This is a genomic window from Shewanella sp. DNRA4 (assembly GCF_012843185.1).
Taxonomy (GTDB): domain Bacteria; phylum Pseudomonadota; class Gammaproteobacteria; order Enterobacterales; family Shewanellaceae; genus Shewanella; species Shewanella xiamenensis.
This window is the reverse complement of sequence record NZ_JABAIP010000002.1, coordinates 278,933-301,632: the sequence shown is the minus strand read 5'-3', so window position 1 is coordinate 301,632 and position 22,700 is coordinate 278,933. Positions and strand designations below refer to the sequence as shown.

General features: G+C 42.3%; 22 protein-coding genes. 7 read left to right on the top strand and 15 right to left on the bottom strand.

Annotated elements, in window-relative coordinates:
* Positions 1-13: 13 nt before the first annotated feature.
* The 4 genes from HG547_RS03310 (at position 14) to HG547_RS03295 (ending at position 2,211) form a co-directional block, all read left to right on the top strand.
* Positions 14-376 (top strand): hypothetical protein, encoded by a 363-nt coding sequence (locus HG547_RS03310; RefSeq protein WP_169547000.1) that lies wholly within the window; start codon positions 14-16, stop codon positions 374-376.
* Between the two features lie 130 nt (positions 377-506).
* On the top strand, positions 507-881 hold the full coding sequence (locus HG547_RS03305; protein ID WP_169546999.1) for a type IV toxin-antitoxin system YeeU family antitoxin: 375 nt from the start codon (positions 507-509) through the stop codon (positions 879-881).
* Positions 882-1,095: 214 nt separating this feature from the next.
* Positions 1,096-1,509, top strand: a complete 414-nt coding sequence (locus tag HG547_RS03300; protein ID WP_169546998.1) for a DUF2787 domain-containing protein — start codon at positions 1,096-1,098, stop codon at positions 1,507-1,509.
* A gap of 141 nt (positions 1,510-1,650) precedes the next feature.
* Positions 1,651-2,211 (top strand): tyrosine-type recombinase/integrase, encoded by a 561-nt coding sequence (locus tag HG547_RS03295; RefSeq protein WP_126511665.1) that lies wholly within the window; start codon positions 1,651-1,653, stop codon positions 2,209-2,211.
* 87 nt (positions 2,212-2,298) lie between these two features.
* On the opposite strand, the gene HG547_RS03290 is transcribed toward HG547_RS03295, so the two are convergent.
* From HG547_RS03290 to HG547_RS03265, 6 genes are all read right to left on the bottom strand, one after another.
* Entirely contained in the window at positions 2,299-3,108 is an 810-nt protein-coding gene (locus HG547_RS03290) for a hypothetical protein (protein ID WP_169546997.1), read from the bottom strand.
* Between the two features lie 243 nt (positions 3,109-3,351).
* Complete coding sequence (locus HG547_RS03285) at positions 3,352-3,747, bottom strand: hypothetical protein (RefSeq protein ID WP_169546996.1); 396 nt, start codon at positions 3,745-3,747, stop codon at positions 3,352-3,354.
* A gap of 98 nt (positions 3,748-3,845) precedes the next feature.
* Complete coding sequence (locus HG547_RS03280; protein ID WP_169546995.1) at positions 3,846-4,232, bottom strand: hypothetical protein; 387 nt, start codon at positions 4,230-4,232, stop codon at positions 3,846-3,848.
* Between the two features lie 75 nt (positions 4,233-4,307).
* A complete protein-coding gene (locus HG547_RS03275; RefSeq protein ID WP_169546994.1) occupies positions 4,308-4,970 on the bottom strand; it encodes a hypothetical protein in 663 nt (220 codons plus the stop codon).
* Between the two features lie 238 nt (positions 4,971-5,208).
* Positions 5,209-5,865 (bottom strand): inovirus Gp2 family protein, encoded by a 657-nt coding sequence (locus tag HG547_RS03270; protein WP_169546993.1) that lies wholly within the window; start codon positions 5,863-5,865, stop codon positions 5,209-5,211.
* A gap of 400 nt (positions 5,866-6,265) precedes the next feature.
* Complete coding sequence (locus HG547_RS03265) at positions 6,266-7,771, bottom strand: hypothetical protein (protein ID WP_169546992.1); 1,506 nt, start codon at positions 7,769-7,771, stop codon at positions 6,266-6,268.
* 213 nt (positions 7,772-7,984) lie between these two features.
* On the opposite strand from HG547_RS03265, the gene HG547_RS03260 reads away from it, so the two are divergent.
* Positions 7,985-8,611 (top strand): hypothetical protein, encoded by a 627-nt coding sequence (locus tag HG547_RS03260; RefSeq protein WP_169546991.1) that lies wholly within the window; start codon positions 7,985-7,987, stop codon positions 8,609-8,611.
* Between the two features lie 511 nt (positions 8,612-9,122).
* Here HG547_RS03260 and HG547_RS03250 read toward each other — a convergent pair.
* Genes HG547_RS03250 through HG547_RS03225 form a run of 6 tightly spaced genes read right to left on the bottom strand, consistent with a single transcriptional unit; the run spans position 9,123 to position 16,503 of the window.
* A complete protein-coding gene (locus tag HG547_RS03250) occupies positions 9,123-9,593 on the bottom strand; it encodes a hypothetical protein (RefSeq protein ID WP_055647768.1) in 471 nt (156 codons plus the stop codon).
* Between the two features lie 10 nt (positions 9,594-9,603).
* Positions 9,604-10,269 (bottom strand): molecular chaperone TorD family protein, encoded by a 666-nt coding sequence (locus HG547_RS03245; protein ID WP_169546990.1) that lies wholly within the window; start codon positions 10,267-10,269, stop codon positions 9,604-9,606.
* A gap of 56 nt (positions 10,270-10,325) precedes the next feature.
* Positions 10,326-11,000: a DMSO/selenate family reductase complex B subunit gene (locus HG547_RS03240; protein WP_037425569.1), complete on the bottom strand. Its 675-nt coding sequence runs from the start codon at positions 10,998-11,000 to the stop codon at positions 10,326-10,328.
* Between the two features lie 13 nt (positions 11,001-11,013).
* Positions 11,014-13,524 (bottom strand): DMSO/selenate family reductase complex A subunit, encoded by a 2,511-nt coding sequence (locus HG547_RS03235; protein WP_169546989.1) that lies wholly within the window; start codon positions 13,522-13,524, stop codon positions 11,014-11,016.
* A 19-nt stretch (positions 13,525-13,543) separates the two neighbouring features.
* Positions 13,544-15,532, bottom strand: coding sequence for an MtrB/PioB family decaheme-associated outer membrane protein (locus HG547_RS03230; RefSeq protein WP_169546988.1), 1,989 nt, complete (start codon positions 15,530-15,532; stop codon positions 13,544-13,546).
* 14 nt (positions 15,533-15,546) lie between these two features.
* Positions 15,547-16,503: a DmsE family decaheme c-type cytochrome gene (locus HG547_RS03225; RefSeq protein WP_169546987.1), complete on the bottom strand. Its 957-nt coding sequence runs from the start codon at positions 16,501-16,503 to the stop codon at positions 15,547-15,549.
* A 701-nt stretch (positions 16,504-17,204) separates the two neighbouring features.
* Between HG547_RS03225 and HG547_RS03220 the strand changes: the two genes are divergently transcribed.
* A complete protein-coding gene (locus tag HG547_RS03220) occupies positions 17,205-18,842 on the top strand; it encodes a lactate permease LctP family transporter (RefSeq protein WP_037415799.1) in 1,638 nt (545 codons plus the stop codon).
* 153 nt (positions 18,843-18,995) lie between these two features.
* On the opposite strand, the gene HG547_RS03215 is transcribed toward HG547_RS03220, so the two are convergent.
* Together HG547_RS03215 and HG547_RS03210 are read right to left on the bottom strand one after the other, a co-directional pair.
* Positions 18,996-19,433, bottom strand: coding sequence for a DUF417 family protein (locus tag HG547_RS03215; protein WP_055647320.1), 438 nt, complete (start codon positions 19,431-19,433; stop codon positions 18,996-18,998).
* A gap of 13 nt (positions 19,434-19,446) precedes the next feature.
* Positions 19,447-19,980, bottom strand: a complete 534-nt coding sequence (locus HG547_RS03210) for a carboxymuconolactone decarboxylase family protein (protein WP_169546986.1) — start codon at positions 19,978-19,980, stop codon at positions 19,447-19,449.
* 104 nt (positions 19,981-20,084) lie between these two features.
* Between HG547_RS03210 and HG547_RS03205 the strand changes: the two genes are divergently transcribed.
* Complete coding sequence (locus tag HG547_RS03205; RefSeq protein ID WP_037415791.1) at positions 20,085-20,906, top strand: AraC family transcriptional regulator; 822 nt, start codon at positions 20,085-20,087, stop codon at positions 20,904-20,906.
* A gap of 87 nt (positions 20,907-20,993) precedes the next feature.
* Here HG547_RS03205 and HG547_RS03200 read toward each other — a convergent pair whose 3' ends face one another.
* Positions 20,994-22,691, bottom strand: coding sequence for a toxin-antitoxin system YwqK family antitoxin (locus HG547_RS03200; protein WP_169546985.1), 1,698 nt, complete (start codon positions 22,689-22,691; stop codon positions 20,994-20,996).
* Positions 22,692-22,700 lie beyond the last annotated feature (9 nt).

Genomic DNA, 22,700 nt, shown 5'->3' with positions numbered 1-22,700 from the left:
TAAGGAGTCCATCATGATTGAATTTACCGATAGCTTTTCACAGGCCTGTGTTGCCGAAGCCTGTGCTGCGTTTCCGGAACTGCGTAACCGCTTAGCGGTTGAGCTAATTTTGCCGATGTTTGTCCGTCCACTTAATGCCATGGGCCAAGTGATTGGCAAACCGATTGTGGCACCGAATCCAAAGCTACATAAAACCGTATTGAGTGTGTTTCACCGTGATGTGGTTGAGCACTTGCCCAAGGAGATTGCCTTTTGCCGCTATATTTGCCCCTGTAACAGTTATGGTGTGCCTATAGGTGAATGGCAGCGGGTCATCAATGGCGTGTACTTTAACCATGGCAGTAATGAACAGCCTAATTGGAGTGTGCATACTTAAAGACCTTTACCTGCTGGATATACAGCGGTATTCACCACTTCTACTCAACTAGATATTCATCACCGCTCCCGCTAATCCGCTAACCAGCAAGCCACAACCTGAGTTTTATCCTTCAACCATTGAGGTCACTATGACAACGCTAAAACTTTTCGATATTGAGCACGCCTGGGGCTTGCCCCGTAAAGTGTCACCCCGCTTTGGTGCGAGGCTAATTTTGCGCGGTCTGCACTTGGATTATCTCCATGACCGCGCCAGTTTTGTCGGTGAATTTCCACCAGCAATTAAACAACAATTTGTCGAGGCCTTTCCCGCCATGGTTAAACAGCTTGAGCGGCTGGTGGCCACTGGCGAGATTGATGCCACAGAGCAGCACTGCGTGAGCATTGAACACGCAGGCTTTACCTGTGAGGCTGATACCTTAGGCAGTCATGGCTATTTGTATATTGCGATTTATCAAACCGAAGCTAAACCACTAACCACCAGCAACCTCGCCATCACTCGATAACTTGTTCGAGTTCGTAAGCCTGTACCAATCCCCTAACCGTAAGCACCTTTTCCTAAACCCTAGCTTTAGATCTCTATCAAGCAACCCTTAGCGACTCATCTTAAATAGCTCGACCAACCACTGTTTTTTAACCCAGCCGCATAGACAACAAGAGCCAAGGCATGACTGCGCCTTGGCTCTTGCGTATGCACGTCAATCAAACAAGGAATATCCCATGACATTAACCATCAAGCGTAACCAACAGCCAGCGATGCCCAATCGTTTTTACCAAGTGATTGAAAAGGAATTGGCTAACCTCGATCCAAAAGACGCCAACGCTATCACCCTTAATTTTCGAGATCCAGACTACAGCGCCGAAGCGGGTGGCTTTCATCCCGTCGAAGTCAGGCTTGAGAAACAGCAAGATCACTGGCGTTTAGTCTACGTCACCGACTTTGCTTTTCGCGGTCATCCCTTCCCTGAACTGGTTAAAGATATCGATATCTGCTTTAACAGCAAGCAGGTTTATAGCCTGTTTAGCGGCTGGATTGGGGAGCGGGAATCACAGGGACTGATTAAGTTGTTTAGCGATAACTTTGTCAGTTATTACCAGATGGAAGCCTATCAAGTGGAGGTGAGCTTGGATTAGCCCGCATCGTTATTTCAATGTTGTTGAACGCCCGCAAGTTCCCGTAACCATAAAACGGGAACACTCAACCCCTTGCCCCATAAGGCTTTCAACAACGCAAGTACCCAAAAACACGCTATAGCAAAAAAGAGGAACATGACCATGCCTGAAGTTCAAGCGGTTAAAGATCAAGACACCGTTAAGCTTATCAGCTATCTACTCGAAAGACAGTTTAGCCAGCAACTGGCCGATGTGTGGAATATCGGCCTTAATCTCGCGCTTAGGATATCCGACTTACTCTCAATTAAGTTCAGTGATATCCACGGCGATAGACTCATCATTAAGGAGTCCAAAACCGGCAAAATCGCCAATATCAAGCTCAACTCAAAAACGCTAGAACGGATACAGCGTATTGCGCGCGAGCATCCTAACCATATCTACCTGTTTCAGTCCTACCGTAATCAAAGAGCGAAAAACACCAAACCCGCGCCTTTGTCACGCCGCTATATTTGCCGCGCTCTGGCGATGATTGGTGAAGAACTCAAAATCGCCTTAGGCACTCACTCGATGCGTAAGACCCGTGGCTATCTGCTGTATCAACAAACCAAAGACATTGGTCGAGTAATGAAGATGCTCAGGCATAGCGCCGAAGAAACCACCTTGCGATATATTGGTATTGAGCAAGACGATATCGATAAGGACTTTGTCGAGCTAGAAATCTAACAGGTTAAGAGGGTGCCAGTTCACCCTCTACATTTTGGTACTCACAGTAAGCTTCAAGGACTATCATCTATAAACAATTACTTGATTTTATCTCACCGTAAGGCCCACTCCATTACCTGCCACGCTGCTTGCAAGCTTTTCCAAGGTTTCATTTTGCAAGTCAAATACATATAAATCGATACGCTCTTGCATAAAAGTATCTGACCAAGGAACCAAAGAGATACTCAAAGTTCGAAGTGTGATAAATCTGCCATCATCACTTTTACTTACAATACTAAATAAGTCCATGACAGATATTTTTTTCGTTCTTAACACTTGTCCATCGGAAAGGCGCAGCCAGTATAATGTTCCGCCCTTAACAGCTAAGGCTTTATCCTCACTTAGATAGATCATGTCTGTATAGTCTTTTAATGAAAACTTACTAAAGGATAAATCGTTTCCATTGACAAGGTATAAATCACCTTTACGAAGATAGAAGCTCACGACTTTATCAGGATAGGCGTACACATTAGGTGGCCGCATAACTATACCGACTTCATCAATGCGATGAACCTCTTTGCCTTCCTTAACAAAAACAATTTCACCCACATTGTTGATTACTGAAAAATAAATATATGAGCCTTCAGTAAAAAAAACGGTGCCTCGGCGCTCAGGGTGATATTCAACGGAAGAATTCGTAAGATTAAGAATATACTCTCCAGGATTTAAAACCCCATTGGAGATGGATAACTTGTCGCCATAAACTTGCATAACAGGGCTATTACCCGCATTCACATGATATTCTTTTATGATGTCGCGAGTTTTTATATCAATAACACTGATTATGCCAGTACCAGCACCTTTGTTAAATTCTAACGTCTTAGAGGTGATGACCTGCGTAGGCATTGCTGAAGTCATAAAACTTATTCCCAATAATAAACATGATAAGAGACTATTTTTTAGGACCATAGCTCACCTCTATCTGTCGCCTTACACTATCGGCCTAAGAGAGAATAAACATAATTCACTGCAGTAAAATTCATTACGGTAGACATAAAGTAGAATCCTTATCCATGCTCATTTTTCAATGTTAACGATATCGATAAGGACTTTGCTGAGCTGGAAATCTAACAACAAGGAAGGATTACCCTCCTTATTTTTTTAATCTCCTGCCCGTAAAGTACACTCCATATCCTTAGAAAAACGGATACCAGATCTATCAACAACCCAGATCAACTCATTTCCCTCGTTTTTTTCCTTTTCAAGCAATAAATTGATTACGCTCCCATCAAAAGTATGAATAATCTTTCCTTCTGCTTCGATATCAATCCGCTCTAAAGTGACATTTTCGTTCTGCTTTACACCAAAAATACCCTCCCCCATGGCTCCCAAACCAAATACACGACATGGTGGCCACTCATGGGAAAAGGTTTCACCATTACTGTAAGTAACGGTTAATTTAACCGGAATAGAAAACTCACTTCTGATGTTAGGGCCTGGAAATTGATCGCATGCAGCAAGAAGCATACAAAAATAAAGCAACAGTAAATTTTTCATTGTGGCCATCATCAACGAAAACCTCGACCATAATTTTGCACAGCATTTTCGAACACATTAAAACCTTTAGTATGCTTTAACTTGCTGATTTGTTGGCATTACCTACAACCTTTTACAAGATAGAACGATTCATTTTGCTTTTCACCATCCACATAAATTTTTAGCTCCTGAGCACCTGTGAATACAGCTTTAAATGACGAACTAAACAATCCATTTTGAACATACTGAGCTGGTGGCATCACAGGTTTGTACTCATAAATCTGCTCTCCAGCCCTAACTCTAAAACAATCGAGGTTATATGCAACTCGGGTTGCTTCACCAGGTTCAATTCGAGACAACTCAACATCTGAATAGCCAGACAGAATGTGGATGGGAATACTGCTCTCATTCAAAACCTCAACATTAAATTGAGTAGGACAACCCACCAAACTTAAGCTAGAAAGCACTATAGCAACCGTTTTAAGCAACACATGTAAAATTCTCATAAAACCTGCACTCAATGAGGGGCTAGCTTTCAAGATGTACTTAGGTCTTTCGTAAAATCAAAAAGTTAGTCCGTTTTAGTTTGATGATCTCCACTTAATCAGTTTCTTATGAAAATAGATGATTTTATGATTATCCAACGGTAGCAGGGAGTCGGTAAAATCGAGAGCAAAATCCACATCTTTGACCTTTTCAGGGAATTTAAAGTACAAGTTATAACAGTTATCTACAAATTCACTGCCGAGCCGTAAACTCTCTTTGTTATCGGCAATATCGACACTACGAGTACCTCTTTCACCATCAATAGAGCGATCAAAACCACAAAAAATTGGGTCTTTCCTTTTATATTTCATTACCCTATATGGCTTGAAATGCTGTTCAATACCATCAACTTTCATGATTAGCGCGATATTGTTTGCTATTAACTCAACATCCAATTTCAAGGGTTTTACCCCCAATGCGAGTACAATTTCATCATCATTAAATTGACTATCACGCCAACGGTTCATCTCTATACCCAGTATGGCATTACCCCGGTACTTGGTTTCATAATTGTTGAATAACAACGACAAGTTAACGTCGGAAAATTCAATAATATCATCAAGGCTTTTGTTATACGTGTATTCCTTAGTATCGGGAACGGGCTCCCAAGGACTGACGGAAGGAACACTGGCCACCTCCAGAGTCGTGGAAGTGCAGCCACACAAACAAAGACCGATAAGCAGTAACAAATACTTCATCACTTATTCCTCTACTCTTGCCCATAACAGCTCAAAACTAATTGAGCCAATACATCAACCGAATCAACCCAAGTGACTTAATGGGCTTTACTGAGTAGATAAAAATACACGGTTAACGCCTTGGCTTTACCACTACACTGGTTGCAGCTGCCACCATTGAGTAACATTCCGAGCAACCAGTGCTCGGAATGTCTTGTTGTAGTTCCAGTAGACACTCTAAATTATAAATGTTATCCACCTATACTAAGCTATAGCCAAATGAACGTGTTCTATCGCCATAATGCTTAGTCTCCAACTTAGCAAAATAGCTCAAACGATAGAAGGCTTTACCGAAGGTCTGAGGATACTTTTGAGCATTACGATTGATGTAATAAACCGGAGTATCCTCAGGGAAATGTACTAAATGCCTAGTACTGTAATCATCTAACCCCAAAGCACTAGCCCAGGCTTCAACAATCTTAGTACTCAGGTTTTGGCCACTTCGATTGAAATTTCCGAGATGGCTATAGGCATCCTTATTAAGAAATATCACTACGTGGTAGTGATCTGTGTCTGCATCTGCTCGCTCCTTTGCCCATATATAGCGCAAAGTGCAAGGATGAACACGCTTAGCTTTGCGCCCTTTGATAAACCTATCATATCGGATTTTTGCCGTAAGAGACTTAAAGAACTTGGTTATCACCGTTGAATCATAAACTACTGGTGAATCACAAAAATTGAGCTGTGGTAAATGTAAATCAAACCTCACCATGAAGGTTCTTGGATGGTCAATAATAGCTGTCTGCATCGTCTTCAATATTATTTCTAAGTACGCACTACTTAAAGGCCTAGAGATAACCTTAAAGTCTTGATACTGGCCATTACTGATTATGGGATAAGCGTTAAAAGTTGACATGTTACGATTCCATATTGGTTATTTTTCATAACCTAAATGGTCAATGTAATCTTAAACTTATGCTCATTTATGATCTGATGCTCCTAGTATTCATTAAACAATATCCAAGGATGAATTGGGGTAATACAAGGTCAATTGGCTTCTGTTGCACTTGTCCTACAATCGTTTTGTGATTTAGATACTTGGAATCAAAGCTAATCTTGAGCACGACATAGTGCAGCTAATAACAGCCTAAGAGGAATGGAAAAAGATAGTAATAACAAACAGACATGGCACCAGACTGGAATGCTTGATCGCATTAAGGGAAAAGTGTTCTCAACTACGGTAAATTCCAAGTATTTTGCGGTCGATGCAACTCGAAGATTAAATGTTTACAAATTACGTTGTTTGATATGTTTGACTAATTCTTTGAGCGCCTTCCAGTTGATACAACATGGATAGTATCGACCTGAACAAAATTAGAATTAACATCTTCATCTTTGGGGGTGGGATTGGGGTTGCGCTTGGGCTTGGGTCCTGCCGTTAGCACGACACCACCAAATACAACACTATCTTTAATCTCTTGTGAGCAGGTAAGATTTAACATCAAGACTAAAAAACTTATATTAGACGCTTGCTGTTCAGATGAATCATTTTGTTCAATAGATGACTCAGGATCAATTGTATCCTGAAGGACAGACTTAGCGATCAAATCAAGTTCAGGCTTTGTGATAATGATCATTTCTTTAGGTACATAACTAATTTGCCGAATCGAAAGATCATACGTTTTTGCAAAGACATCGACTTGTTGGACAACTTCTATAACTTTTGTAGTCACTTCAGTAGCCAACTTTTTCAATAAAAAACCTTTGAGCAAAGAGTTGAGAGCGTCTACATTGTCTTTTGGCTCTATTGGTAGACTTATTTCTAATGGTAGAACTGAGCCAGATAACGATGGTATCAAGATATCACGAAGCTTGGTAATCGCCATTTTTTTCAACTCATGAGAATTGAGCAAATCAGATAAATCTCGTTCTTTGGATGATTCGATAATCTCTTGAGATAATGAAAAAATGGTCAAAATACATAGTTGATGTATATATAAAATAATTTTTTTATCAAAAAAGTGCTTAGATAAATAATCGTAGTATTGCTCATCTGTTACTGGATAACTTTGTTCAAGCACCTTGTCTTTTTTATTTACCCTCAACTTGGCCCTTCGTCGATATCTAAAAATCTGAGTTAACAAATCAGACTGTCTGAAGATATATAAAGGCAACGAAACGCCTAATCGAACTACCTGTGGATTATCAGCCTTGAGTTGAAGTTGAAATATGGCGGGTAAGTACCCCCAAAACGCTGTGTAACCAACCTCTCTAGCAAGCATGGAAACACAACCTAAACGCTTTAAGACTTGAAGACTAAGCCTAATTTCATTATCTGAAATGCCACCTAAAAGGTGTTTCATTTCACTCATGCGTTGTGAAGTGATGTATCCAAATTTATCAGCAGAACAAGCTAAAATAGCCCATAGCAATCTTATTTGACGGCGCGGAAAATTAGTATCCATGCCAAGAAGAGCTTGGTAAAACTCTTCTTTCAATAAGCATTGACTGTATAACTGTCCCCACAACCGCCAAGTTGTGGCAGCTAAAAAATACTCAAATTTTGGTCCTTTCACTCCTTTTAGCCTCAAATAAGTGTTCGAGTATTTATCCACATATCCTTCCTGAACTAGATACTCTAGAGAGAGCCTAACTCGCCTTTCAGTGGACTTGAAAGTTCGTGCTAGTTGCTTAGGCTCTGCGGGAACGAGCAAAGGTTCCAAGACATTTGTGTTTTTCATCATTTCTATTACAAGTGCCCACTGGAGCAATAACAACCGCTCTTCAGGTGTAGCTCCTGTCATTGAGTGCAGTAATTCCAATTTAATCTCCATCAAAAATACGATTTATGCTCATAAAACAGCAAAATCCTCAAGCCCCCTAGCACCATAATACACATGTAGCGTCACATGTAATTCCAACAACTATTGCAAATAGCTTAAGGACAATGTTACACCTGCAGCGGCACACAACACAAAATCAAACACAAAGTATCTATAACTTTAAACATAGATTTTAACCAAGAGGGATGACCAGTGAATGACCTTCATGCAAGAGCTGCAACCGAACTATTTACATTTTTGAAATCTAAAACACCAAGAAGCCTCGAGTGGGAAATTAAATATCTAAGGAAAAATGACATAAAGCTTAATGTCGCAGAGCCATTTAAGGATAGCTTTAGCCTGATCGCTTGGTTGGGAACAGAACTGGTGCGCCAAGGCTATAACACGCAAAAAGCAAAAGAGCTTGCTCAAAGAATGAGAAATGCGTGGCGCACACATAATTCCCGTAAAAATGGAAAGACGGTTTCAATATCTATCAGTCTCAAGCCCTCTATTGCTGAACTGCTAGCGCAAATGAGCAGAGGCGAAAACAAATCTGACATCATATCTAAGCTCATATCTAACAACTACCAAAGTTACTTAGCTGAAAAACGTGAATTAGCAAAACAGAAAGCAGAACAAAAGGAGGAGCGTCTAAAAAAGCAAATCGCTGTTCAAGAATCAAAAAAAACAATGATGTCTCCTTGTACATGTAGCCTTCAATTCCCATGTGACGTACTTACAGAGCAATTGAATCAAAAAAAAGAACTTGCTGACGGAATCTCAAAACTACATAGCTTAGTTAGCAAACAGAATGAGCAACAAACAAGTCTATTTTAACGTTTTATGACAAAACTCCTCAAAATTCATGACCAAGCATTGCTTCATGTGACAAATATTTACTATGACACACTCGCTAGATGGCAACCCAATCAGTTAAGAGTCAAAAACATCATATTTTGGTATTCCAAAAGGTATTCCAATAAAAAATCAAATTAATAAAAATAATTTAAATACAAAAACTTAAAACACAGATTCAAATGACGCCGCCCCACCAAATATAAGAACGAAGACGTCTCAGGACGTCTTTTTTCTTGCCTTGAACAACGCAAAATCAATAACTTACAGCACATTAACGTCTAATTACCTCCAACTACAGCTTTGATTTTTAGGTACACCTGAGGGTACACGGCCTTGACTTCGAAACTACAGTGTATCCATCATGACCATTGTCACTACTCGCCTAACAGATAAAGAAATCAAAACGGCAAAACCAAGGGATAAAGAATATAACCTATTTGACGGTGACGGACTCCGCTTAAAAATTATCCAAACAATGGATTTTGAACTATTACAATCCCCCCATGTTTCGGGTATTTGTGCGCAATTGTAGACGATGCATCATAAGCTGTTTAGATAAACGCTCAATCATTGAACAAATGGATTCAGAAACACTATCAACCTCTTGTGTCTTGATATATTTTCTCCGCCAAACCTCAGCTAAAGTGAAAATAAGTTGTTCCGCTTGACTTAGAGATTGATGTGATAACTCTCTGATAAATAAAACTCTACAGCATTCAAAAAAGCAATGTAGCACAATATTATCCTGTAGTTTCTGCTCATTCATTGTTTTATCGAGAACTAACCATTGTGGCTGACCTTCAATAAAAATAATCGCAGACATAATATTAGTGACTGACGCTAATGACGTACCGCCACAACATAAGTCGTGAATATTTTCACAAGCAGCCAAACTCAATTGAAGTCGATAGGCAAGCTGTGCTTTTAACCATTGATGACTCACTGCTGTCACAAACGTCATTAGCTAACCTTTAGCGATAGAGTTTTACGGTTTGAGGTATCACGTTAAACTTCGTACCTAAATGTGCAAAAAACACTTGAGCAAGCATAGATATGCCACGATAAAAATCCGTCTTTGCATGAAGCTCTGCTAATGCCAAACAGCGCCCCGCCCAAGGTAAAGTATGTTGTTGCAACAATAGCGTGCAGACTCTCACCTTTTGTGTGTCATTGGGGTTTAACGCTAATTCATCAAACAAGTATTGCAACACTAATAAAATCAAGCCTAAATGGTCTACGGGTTCATTTCGCGTCAGGGATAACTCGATACCATGGGTGTTATAAAAGCTAGCCAGATTTTGAGTCGAAGCCTCATTCAGTAACTGCCCCTCACTGGTGTATACCGATCCCCAGGGGGCAGCTTTAGGATCGCCAGGGCCAAAAAATAGCTGCCCATAGTCTAATTGAAGCTCGATTAATTGCGATTCATCATCTTGCCATTGAGTCAAATAGCTACTTAGCAAAGCTTTTCCTGACTGCTCACCTGTCGAGAGTTCAAGCTCTGGCCACTGTGTTGCTAACTCATCTCGCTTAAATTGTGTCAGTAACGGCATATTAGGGTACGAGTACAAAATGTTATGTAGCACTTTTGCCATTGCACCCCAGGTTTGGTAATCATTCGTGTTGATTGTTGACATAGTGTTCCTTTTACAAACGAAGAAAAATGAGGGGACTAAGCCCCCCATTTTCACTATTACACTTCTGCGGGGTTTAATAATTGCCCACTACCACCAACTGGTTGACCATTTCGATTGGCCTTAATAATCAAGTTTGGTGAAGTAATTGAGGGCGATGGTAAGGGGGCAATATGACCATCACCCTCTCCATATTTCGCTCGTAAATTATCCATAGTGTCAAAGTCGAGTGCCCGTAAAGGACAAGAATCAACGCAAATAGGCTTTTTACCTTCCGCGAGTCTATCGCTGCAACCATCACATTTAGTCATCACCTTACGCTCAATATCTAGCTGAGGAGCATCATATGGGCAGGCTCTCGCGCAACTTTCACAACCAATACAAAGTTCAGTGGCAACTTGGACTAATCCATCTTCACGGCGCTTATGCATTGCACCTGTTGGACAGGCTTTAACACACACAGGCTCACTGCAATGGTTACAACCAATAGACATGTAGTAAGCAAAGACATTTTGCTCAAAACTACCATCGACGTTTTGCGACCAATTACCACCACCATATTCATAAACACGGCGCCAAATAATACCGGGCAAATTAGCGACACCATTATTCATCACATCATCTTTTGCGCGAACCAAGCCAGTCATGCGATCCTTACAGGCAATATGACAGGTTTTACAGCCAGTACATTTGCTGCTATCGAAATAGAAACCATATTGTGTTTGTTGAGTCATTTTCATCTACCCCTTATGCCTTGACGATCTGCACGCGATTGGTGTGTTGTGGGTTTCCCTTTGCGAAAGGGCTTGGTTGGTAACGAGTTAACGTATTAATACAGCCACCAACATCAATTGGGTGCCCGCTCCTTCCAATCCGAGCAATATCAGGTTGATACCAAGCACCCTGACCTAAAGCCACAACACCTGGGGCAACCCTTGGGGTAATCCGTACAGGTAATTCAACTGTGCCACGATCGTTCCACATCTGTACTTTATCGCCACTTCTTAAACCACGACCTAAGGCATCAGTTGGGTTCATCCATACGGCATCTTCTGCGGCTTCGCGCAGCCATGGCACGTTATGATAACTTGAGTGTGTACGCCCCTTGGTGTGATAACCCATTAATTGCAGAGGATAATCATCCTTAGTATCTTCATCGTCGTAGCCTTCCCATGTGGGTTGATACATGGGGATTGCAGTGATGTAATCGCCTTTAACATTAGGATTAAAGATCCAATCTTTACCCTTTTGCGCCATCGACAATGAGTAGATCTCTACCTTACCGGATGGTGTGCTCACCGCTTTACCACCATTGATATAGCTATCGAGTGCAAGTACTGGCGTCTTGCTAAACGCACGGAACACACCAATCTTTTGCGCTTCAGCGTAACTGTTAGGGAATGCAGGTTGTGCATCCGTATTCGCGCTATTTGTGCGAGTCTTTTGGTATAGTTCCTCTAACCAAGCGGCTTCATCTTTACCTTCTGTGTACTCCGCTTCTTTACCCATTTTGGCAGCAATTAAGCGTCCCATTTCAAACATCGAAATGCTTTCCCACATCGGCTTAACGGCAGCCTTCATGGCAACGAGATAACCCATGATCCCGGATGCATAGCTATCATTGACTAAGTCATTCGACTCTAACCAAGTGGTATCTGGTAGTAAGATGTCCGCATAACGTGCGCTAGGTGTCATCCAGCAATCACACACGACTATAAGTTCACATTTGGTGTCATCTTCGAGGATTTTAGCGGTACCGTTACAGTCTGAATGTTGGTTAATTAATGCGTTACTGTTAATCGCAAATACCGCTTTAATATCTGCGCCAAGTGGAGTATCTAAATCAGCTGTACCACGGATCCCATCTTTACGCGCCGTCATTTCATGGCCACGCTCTATCGCTTCTGCCCAAGTAAAGAAAGAAATGGATTCTTTAACCGGATTATTACCACCGCTCATACCTGCACGGTTTAAACTGCCTTGATAAGGCAATGCGCCATTACTAACACCTGGCAGCCCTACTTTGCCGGTTAGGAACGAAAGCATATAGCAAGCACGCATAGCTTGTTCACCATTAGCATGACGGTTTACGCCTGCACCAGTCACAATAAACGGTGCTTTAGCATTCATAATCTTGCTAGCGACAGATTTAATATTTGCTTCTGATATTCCGCAAATTTTAGCTGCCCAAGCGGGGGTTCTTGGGCCATTATCGACAAACTTACCTTCACCAAGAATGTAGTTGCGATAGTTGTCTTCAACGTCGATATAAGGCAAATATTGAGTCTTTTTAGGATCGCCACTTGCGGTAAATTCAGCGACAAGTTTTTCAAGAGAGGCCTTGTCAAATCCAACGCAATACTTATCTAAAAATGCCTTGGAATGCGTATCAACCCATCCAGAGCTAATCATTTCATAGGCAATCGCTTCTGCAAATGCCGCATCGGTTCCTGGTCTAATCGGTAACCATTGGCTTTCTTTACCCGCCATTGAGTCCGTATAACGTGGGTCCACCATAATCACTTCAAGGTTCGCATTCGCCTCAAGCGCTTTTAAGAAATCATATCCTTCACCCGACCCACTTTGACGCATTTCACTTGGGTTGTAGCCAATACCGAGGAACAGATCACTATCATATAACGCCGTTAAAGAAGAACCTGATGTGCTACCAAACCCAGTTGCTGCGGCCGCTTCATTTTGTTGTGCCCAAGAATAGTTGCCATAAATCTTCAGGAATCCCCCATTCAGATTGAGCACACGATCAAAACACGCTGAGCTAGCAAATCCATAATAAGCCCCTGTTCCGTAGTGTTTCAAAATCGACTTATTACCGTAACTACTGGCAATACGCTGAATTTCACTCGCAATCGTTGAAGCAGCCTCATCCCATGATATTGGCACAAACTTAGCGTCTCCACGCTTACCAACACGCTTCATAGGTGTACGTAAGCGATCTGGTGCGTAAGTTCGGCTGCGAAGTGAGCGTCCACGGGCACAGGCTCGGATCTGGTGGTTGCCGTATTCATCGCTAGTTTCATGATCAGCTTCAATACGGGTAATGATGCCATCACGACTAAATACTTTGATGGGGCAATTTGAACCACAGTTAACCAAACAAGATGACCAAGTTTGTACTTCATCACCTACTGGCGGCTTAGGTGGCACCACATTCACATCACTAGAACCTGAATTACAGCCAGTGACCGTTGCTGCACAGCCCATGGCTGCACTCATTTTTAGAAAACTTCTGCGTTCCATTGTCTTTACCTCTTATCAATCAAGGCAGCAGGTAGCTGAAGGTGAACATCAGCAAGTGCGCGTTGTAGTTATGGTTTAAGTCGCCTAGGGTGATTAACCCAGGAATGCTATTGACTGCGGATTGGCTATAGTCGGTGTCGTAATAACGCTCATACTGATAACTTAGCTTGAGCCCCATACGCTCACTCAAGGCGTAGCGCCCATAGAGCTCGACACTGTGGTTATAGGAGTAGTAATCACCGTATGGCTGGATCTCGTTATAGGTGATTAAGGTATCGCTTGCGGAGTTGGAGAATTGATAATTCCCACCAAGTGTCAGCCTGTCATCGAATAAACCACTATAGGTAAATCCCGCACCTAAATTGATAAATTCATCAGCAACATCGTTATACCAGTCTGGTGAGGAAAACGATTGGCTACCGGCGATGGCGGAGTCTATCCATTGTTGGCTTGCAGAGGCATAGAGGTGCAATTGCTCAGAGAGTTGCATCCCCAATTGCAGGTCATAACCATAATCGGTCGATTCTGTTAGGCCTATAATGGTTTTAGCGTAATCATCCTTGGCATAATATCCATTTAAATCAATAGTCAACCACGAAAGTGGTACATAATTCACCTTCAGATCAACCGCCTGACGCTCACGGTCTGCGAGATAAAACTTACGCAATAGTGGATTTTCTTCAATCGAGGTATTTTCGACAGCGTTGTAGACCGAGCCGCTGCGGTTCTCGTAACGTCCACCAAAATCAATCACAGTGTTTGCCAAGGATCTGATATTCAGCTTGGCCCAAAATGCGTCATCATGGGTTTGTTCCCGCTCAAGGTAACTGCGTTCTACCTCTTTACGGTCGTAGCCTCCCATGAGGCGATACTCACTGTTAAAACGGTAACTGCTGTGGAGTTTGTATGTCAGCCTTTCGATGTCCATGGGGACATTTTGCTTAAATGCACCACTGACATTATCAAACTCTAATTGCGCAAACTCCCATACCGAACTTTTATTATCGCGTTCGCTATAGTCAACCTGACCGTTAACACGCCATCGCGGGCTTAACATATTGCTAAAGCCGATCCGCGCATCTAAGGTATCAACCTGACCATCCCAGCTCTGTAACGGATTACCACTGACTTGGATTAAATCGCCATCTTGAAGCATCCGTCCAGCGGCGACACGGCCATTGACGTTGCCACGTCCAAGCATGTATTGCCCAGATAACGAGACTTGATGGGCATCATTATCAGGCGTAGCAGCATAAACATCGGGCAAATAAGGTAAGCTTAAGTTATTAATATTATTTCGGTAAAAACTGCCATGGTAAGCCAGTTCGCTTAACCAATTTTCACCCGAAATATTAAGGCCCGCATTGAGGTTTTCAGTGTTAGCATCAACAGGCAGTGCAAAGTTAACAGGGCGAGGAGTTACTAAACTACTGCGACGATTACCCGTTTTTTGTTCGTGGTCGTAGTTAATAAACGCCTGCATGACGCCATATTGCGCGGCTAATCCCAAGCCCACCTTTTCGCGTTCCAGCTGTAAATCGACATCTCGAGTCGCAGTGTCTGGCAAAAGTAGGCCATTGTTGTGCCACAACTGCGTTTGCGCTCGGCTGTCGTATCGAGTTAATAATTGATAATCAAGGTTCAGGGCATACTGTCCAGACCGACCCGCATCAAGGTGGGCATAGCTGTTCTCTAGTCCCAATTGATATGCTTGAACATTAGCTTCATAACCCGCATTGCGATAACCTACGTCCGCATCCATAGCCGCGCGCAATCCATCGCTGGCATCGCCAAAGGCATTCCCCGCATGAATATCATCATTCTCGGCCCAGCCTGCACTTAACTGCAGCTCAGCTTGATAACGCTTCTCTCCTATGCAGCTTTTACACTGATAAGCATCCAACTTTAGCCCTTGCAGATTAGCTTTGTGCACAGAAAAGTCTGCAGCACTCACACCACTGGTAGCAGCAAGCAATCCCAAGGTAATGATATTAAGTTTAAAAGACATGGCAGACTCCTTAATCAACGGGCAAAATTGCTGCCGCTAGGGTGGTTGGAGCCATGGATTTGGCTATGACAATTGAGGCATCCCATACCAGCACCAAACGCGTCAGAACCTGGTTGAGTGACCACCCGACTAGCATGTCCATCATCGGCATGACATTGTTGGCATAGTTGAGGGACGCGTTGCTTGACGAGCGCGTCATTCACACTGCCGTGGGGGTTATGGCAAGTGGAGCAGTTTTCGGTCACAGGAGCATGTTCCCACAGGAAAGGACCGCGTTTTTCCGCATGGCAGCTATAGCAAGTGTCATTAACTGAGGTCTTTTTTAAGGCACTCTCATTAAATGAACCGTGGGGGTTATGACAATCGATGCAGGTCATGTCATTCCACTTTAATGGATGAGATGAACGCTTATTCATATCGGATTTCTGCCGAGTATGACAAGAAGTGCACACTTGGCTCACCTGTTGCTTTTGCAGTACCGGATCTTTAGCTGCATGGACTTTATGGCAATCCGCACAGGCTATTTCTTCCATGTTATGTAAGCTGCTATGCCAGCCACTTTGCTCAGTTTTTTGATGGCAACCTAAACAAACGGTATTTTGGCTCGGTGCTGACAATGGACTGTCAGAACCAAAGCTAATCATTGGCTCCTTGCCTCCTTGATTGTGCTGTCCGAGTGGCCCATGGCATGCCTCGCATTGCAATCCTGCCATTGGGGATTTGCTATTATTGATATCGCCATGCACCCCATCAAAAATAGCCATAACGGTGTTATTTTTACGATGGCACATTAAACAAGTATCTGCGCCTTTAGCGGAATATTTACCTTCAGCAAACTTATCTGTGAGTATTTTTTCTATTTGCTCTCCCAGTTTGGGACTTGATGAAATTTCTTGAGCTTTAACAGATGGAGATAATATAAGGAACAAGCTCGCTCCCATTATCAGAGTTTTAATTTTACGCCATCTCATATTTAATGCCTTATGGTTAACATGACTTAGCAGTGGAAAATCCACTTTTATAGTAACCACAAAGAAACCAAGGTTAACGATTGTTAATAATAAACATCCAATAAGCCAGCCCACATCTAAAAACCACTAAAAACCTGCCTTAGATCACTAAAAAAAACAAAAGAAAATCATTCTCAAAAATCATCCAATACATTGAAAGTAATAAAATTAAAAAAATAAAACCAGAAGAAGAAACTGAAATGGTTAATTTATTGTATTAAAGTTGTTTTGATTAAATCCAAACATTCACTAAGACTAATTATATTTTGATCACATTTCAACAATCCTAGATTTCTAATATAGAGAAGAAGTTGAAATTAATTAATCACTAAAATAAATTAATTTAAAATTAATGATAACCAGATATATGAATTAATTAATATAACGTTATCACCGGCTAAAATTCAGTTACTCTAATAAAGATAAAACTCTTTCAACATAATAAATAAAAACTAATTTAGCTAAATAGCATTAACGCACTAAATTTATGCACTCACTCGCCAGCCATCTGACTAAAACCCTATGCTTCCACATATAGCGTGACCAAAGTCACTTATCGCAACAAGAAACATTACATCTACATCACCAAACATTAGTATCTGTGACGTTGCGTATGCAATACCGTTTATTAACATACTATAACTACATGGACCTACCTCCCTATGACTTGGACCCAAACATATACGCCACTTGGTAGCTTGTGGCTAACTGCAATAGTCGCCTTACTACCTATTGTATTTTTCTTTTTAGCTTTGACGGTGTTAAAACTCAAAGGTTATATTGCCGGAGCTTTAACTTTATTGATTGCCCTAGCGGTTGCAATAATTACTTATAAAATGCCTGTCACTATGGCGGTTGCATCTGCGATATATGGTTTTAGTTATGGTCTCTGGCCTATAGCTTGGATCATTATTACCGCGGTATTTTTATATAAAATCACCGTTAAAACAGGTCAATTCGAGATTATACGTTCCTCTGTCATTTCAGTGACAGAAGATCAACGCTTACAAATGCTATTGGTTGGTTTCTCATTTGGAGCCTTCCTTGAGGGAGCGGCGGGTTTTGGTGCTCCCGTGGCTATTACTGCGGCATTATTAGTCGGGCTTGGATTCAATCCGTTGTACGCAGCAGGACTTTGCTTAATCGCGAATACAGCGCCTGTAGCCTTTGGCGCGATGGGAATTCCTATCATTGTCGCAGGTCAGGTTTCATCACTTGATCCATTCCATATTGGACAACTCGCCGGCCGTCAACTGCCAATATTATCGATAATAGTGCCATTCTGGCTTATTGCGATGATGGACGGTATTAGGGGAATTCGTCAAACATGGCCCGCTACATTAGTGGCAGGCGTTTCATTTGCAGTTACACAATTTTTTACCTCAAACTTTATCGGTCCTGAATTACCCGATATTACTTCTGCTTTAGTCAGCCTAGTTTGTTTGACATTATTTTTAAAAGTATGGCAACCAAAAGAAATTTTCACTTTTTCAGGAATGAAGCAAAGAGCTATTACGCCAAAATCTACGTTTTCTAATAGTCAGATATTTAAAGCTTGGTCTCCATTTATTATTCTTACCGCGATTGTAACCCTGTGGAGTTTAAAAGATGTACAACTCGCACTAAGTTTTGCCACTATCAGTATCGAAGTGCCTTACTTGCATAATTTAGTGATAAAAACAGCCCCGATTGTGACTAAAGAAACCCCCTATGCTGCAATATATAAACTCAATATATTAAGCGCTGTAGGAACCGCCATTCTATTAGCCGCAATAATTTCAATTTTTATTCTTAAAATGTCAGTAAGTAATGCACTTAAATCATTTAAAGAAACATTAATTGAATTAAAATTCCCGATATTATCCATAGGCTTAGTATTAGCATTCGCTTTTGTAGCAAACTACTCAGGTCTATCTTCAACCTTAGCGTTAGTACTGGCAGGCACTGGAGTGGCTTTCCCGTTCTTTTCACCATTCTTAGGTTGGTTAGGGGTATTTTTAACCGGTTCAGACACCTCATCAAATGCTCTTTTTGGTGCGCTGCAAGCCAACACTGCAAACCAAATTGGTGTAACACCGGAGTTATTAGTCGCCGCAAATACGACTGGTGGGGTAACAGGAAAAATGATTTCGCCACAATCTATTGCGGTTGCCTGTGCTGCTACAGGGTTAGCAGGTAAAGAATCTGATCTTTTCCGCTTTACTCTAAAGCACAGTCTATTTTTCTGTACTTTTATTGGTTTACTCACAGTGATCCAAGCATACATAATACCTTGGACACTCGTGTTTTTTACTAAGTAAACTTTTCCTATCAAAAATATCAAAATGCCGAGTGAATTATCACTCGGCATTTTTTATATTTACGATAAAAATAGTTGGCTGTGCTTATATCAATGACTTTATTTAAATGGACGATATGCACTGCACATATATTTACGTTGTCATGCTAATAGCTCAAGATGCCCGAATGAGTTGCGCCTTATTTTGATTAAGGTAAGACCAAACCACACCCAGAAATACCAGATCCTTGAGAATAAAGAACTCGGTAACGGGTACACCATCAACCAACTTCCATACCGAGGGTAAGGTCAACAGGAAGCTCAGCGTCATGATAAAAGTGATGAGTGCACTCAAACTCACCCAGTAACCAACACGTGGGCGCCAAATCCCTATCACCAGCCCTATTGCTGTGACTATCTCAACCACACCAATTAAGTTAGATACTCCCTGTTCAGATAAAATGCTATAGAGCCAGTTCATCAAAGGATGACTTGCAACGAGAGGACGAATTGCTGCCGCTTCGGTTGGCGTAAACTTAAATATGCCAATCCAGAGGAGTGTCAATACCACACCGCCAAGAGCAAGCAAAAAACCTTTATCATATTGTTTCATAAATGCTCCTTGGCTAAGGACGCAAAGGAACTATTGGGAAATCAATTTCTGTTGCGGCCAAATGATTTCCATAGTTGGTCAGGGTGTTGACTACAACTTGGCCTAGTACTTCGAGCATTAATTCATCATCAACACCAGCATGACGAACATTAGCAAGTTGTTCATCGGTGAGCACTCCACGTTGATGAACTAACGCGGTCGCCAGTTGCAGCAAAGCATTATCGAGAGGAGACTCTGCATTTCCTTGGCGCGCAGACTTTATCGCGTCAACTGATAGGCCGGCCTTACTCGCTAACAATGTATGTGCAGATAGGCAATATTGGCACTCATTACTTTGGCCAATTGCCAACGCGAGTAATTCACGCTGAGTCGTCGTTAACCGCCCCTTACCTAGTGCTTCAGCAAAAGCCAAAAATCCATTAAATAACACTGGCGAGTGAGCTAACGTGGCATATAGGTTAGGTACCATACCAAGGTTACGCTGCATTGCGGCAAAGCTTGGTGCAACAGTTGAAGAAGGTTGAGAAACAGGTTTAATACGGCTCATAGTCGTGCTCCAATTTAATTGTGTAAGTTACGGTTGATAGCTTACAGCCCACAATGATACGATTTATCGCAAATAGTCCTTAATTAAACGCCTATCGTCTCAAAATGGATCCTCTCTCAATTCTATTGGCTCATACAGCGCCACGTGCTTCGATGTTTTTCGCTGGTAACTTATGCCAAACCTCGCTTAGCCAAGATTATCCTGAAGGGGGACATCTACACTTGCTTAACGCGGGTGCGATGACGCTTTATCAGGAATTTGATGAACCACGATTGTTAACAGAACCTTGCCTAATCCTTTTTCCTCGGGGGCTTAAACACAGCATGGAACCCGTTGATGCTGAAGGATGTGATCTCGTCTGTGCGAGCGTTTCATTTGGACAAGGAAACCAATCCCCAATACAAATGGCACTCCCCAATGTATTAGTGCTACCGCTGAGTGAACAGCCAGAATTAAAACCGCTAGTCACCCTACTTTTTTCAGAGGCATTTGCGAATCAATATGGCCAAGCCCCCATTATCACTCGCTTGTTGGAGACAGTATTTATCTTATTGTTGCGTTACATCGTTGATAATGGCCACACTCAACAAGGCATATTGGCTGGATTATCTGATCCACGACTAGCGCGTGCGATTGGCGTGATGCATAAGCGTTATGAGGAAAAATGGACAGTAGCAACACTCGCGAAAGAAGCGGGCATGTCTCGCTCACGTTTTGCGGCTCATTTTCAACTGTTGACGGGATTATCGCCACTTGAGTATCTGACTCAGTGGCGAATGATGATGGCATGCCAACAATTATTGGCTGGGGAACCTATTGCTCAGGTTGCACTGAGTGGTGGATACAGTGGCAGTGCAACCTTTGCACGCGCATTCGAACGAGAATTTGGAATGCCACCAGGACGCTGGCTTAAAGCACATCGTTAGCGCTGATGTGCATTAACTCATCCTTGAGCTAATACGTTAAGTTCACCTCAAATCGCCCAAGATGTGTTCTGGGCGATTACCGTTCTGCTATTGACCGACATCAACCCCTTTTTGATAGTGATACACGGATGAGGCTTCACCATTGAAGTAATACACTAATTGACCGTGTAATTGATTATCAACGTACTCCTCGCTTCGATCCAAGCTGCCATCTTCGTTAAAGCTGTAGCTTTTACCTTGCAAGCGGCCTTTATCATCATATTGCATCAGCCCTAATAAATGGCCATTTGCCGAAAACGCTTGCCAGCGACCAACTTCGTGGCCCGCACGGTACTGCCCATGCCAGAGCTTAACCTGGTTATAGCTACTGTCATCAACCAGCCATTTACCTTCACGTTGACCGTTCACATACTGGCCTTGAGCCTGCAATTGTTTATCAAAGCCACGCTGTAAATACGCACCATGTAACTGTTCGTTTTGATAAAACGCTTGCAGCATTAGCGTACCATCAGCGGCGATTTCGGTTTGTTCACCGTTAAGCTGGCCTTGTTGATTAAACTGCTCATTACGGGTCATATCAGCGTTTTTGGTCACCCACTTACCGACCTTTACACCGAAATGATATTGCCCGGTGACAAATCCACCGTCTAAGGCATTATCTTCGCGATATGCACCGTGCATTTTACCTTTGCTGTAGTTAATCCGTCGGACATAACCATTCCAGCCATCCCCAATATACAAACCGTCATGCAGTCCCTTGAGTTGTTCTTCCCGTTCAATCAACTCACCGGTTGCACTAAAACGCTGACGCAGACTCCAGTCCTTTACAGTATCACGCTGATATTGAGCGGTTAATGCTCCAGTTGCATCGAAGCGTTTTTCAGTAGTTACCTGGCCTTTGGCAAGATACTGGGTGTCAGTTTGGCTTGTTACTTTGCCTGCATCATCGTAGCTAATATTTTGAATTTCGCGGCCATCCTTATCATACAATTGTTGCGTTGCTAACCGCCCTTGTGGATCAAAACGCTGCTGTATCCCTACTTGCTTATCATGCTGATAATGTTTAACTTCCTGTAACACATCTGCCGCTTGGTACACCAACACTTCGCCATGTATTTTGCCGTTAAGATAAAACTCTTTGGTGAATAACCAACCTTCCTTTGTCCAATACAGTCGCTCACCTTCTCTTTTTCCCGCCACCATATTCACGGTTTGCTCCGGCTGTCCATTGTTATGGAAGCTTTCATAAAGCCCTTCCATACCGTTAGCGCCATAGGTTACCCGTGTTTGCAGCTGGCCATTGTCAAAATAACTTTGCGCTAATCCAGATTCCACACCATTCACATAATGTTGATGGTCGCGTAATTGACCATTGGTATGGTAACTTTTCTGCTCTCCATGTAACTGGCCGTTCAGGTAGTGGTACTCTCCCGAGAGTTTTCCATCTTCCCAGTAATGCAAATGTGTTCCCTGATAACGCCCTTGTGCATCACTACTGCCCTTGCGAGACAGTTGACCGTCGGGGTAGAAGAACTCGAAATCACCAACGATATAACTCTCCGCTAAATTGGGACTGTTAACGCGGCCCTTAAAAACCGGTTTATCCGTCTCCAGATAAAATAGCTGCACTGACCACTCGCCATTTTGCGCTGTTGCAGCTTGCTGCTGATAATAGATGGCTTCACCCGGCACATCGCTAAGGCGCCATTGTTCGTCGAGTAAGATCCGCTCCGCAGACGAATTAAATGACATCAAGAGCACTGATAATAGTAATAAAACTCTCATATTCGGCTC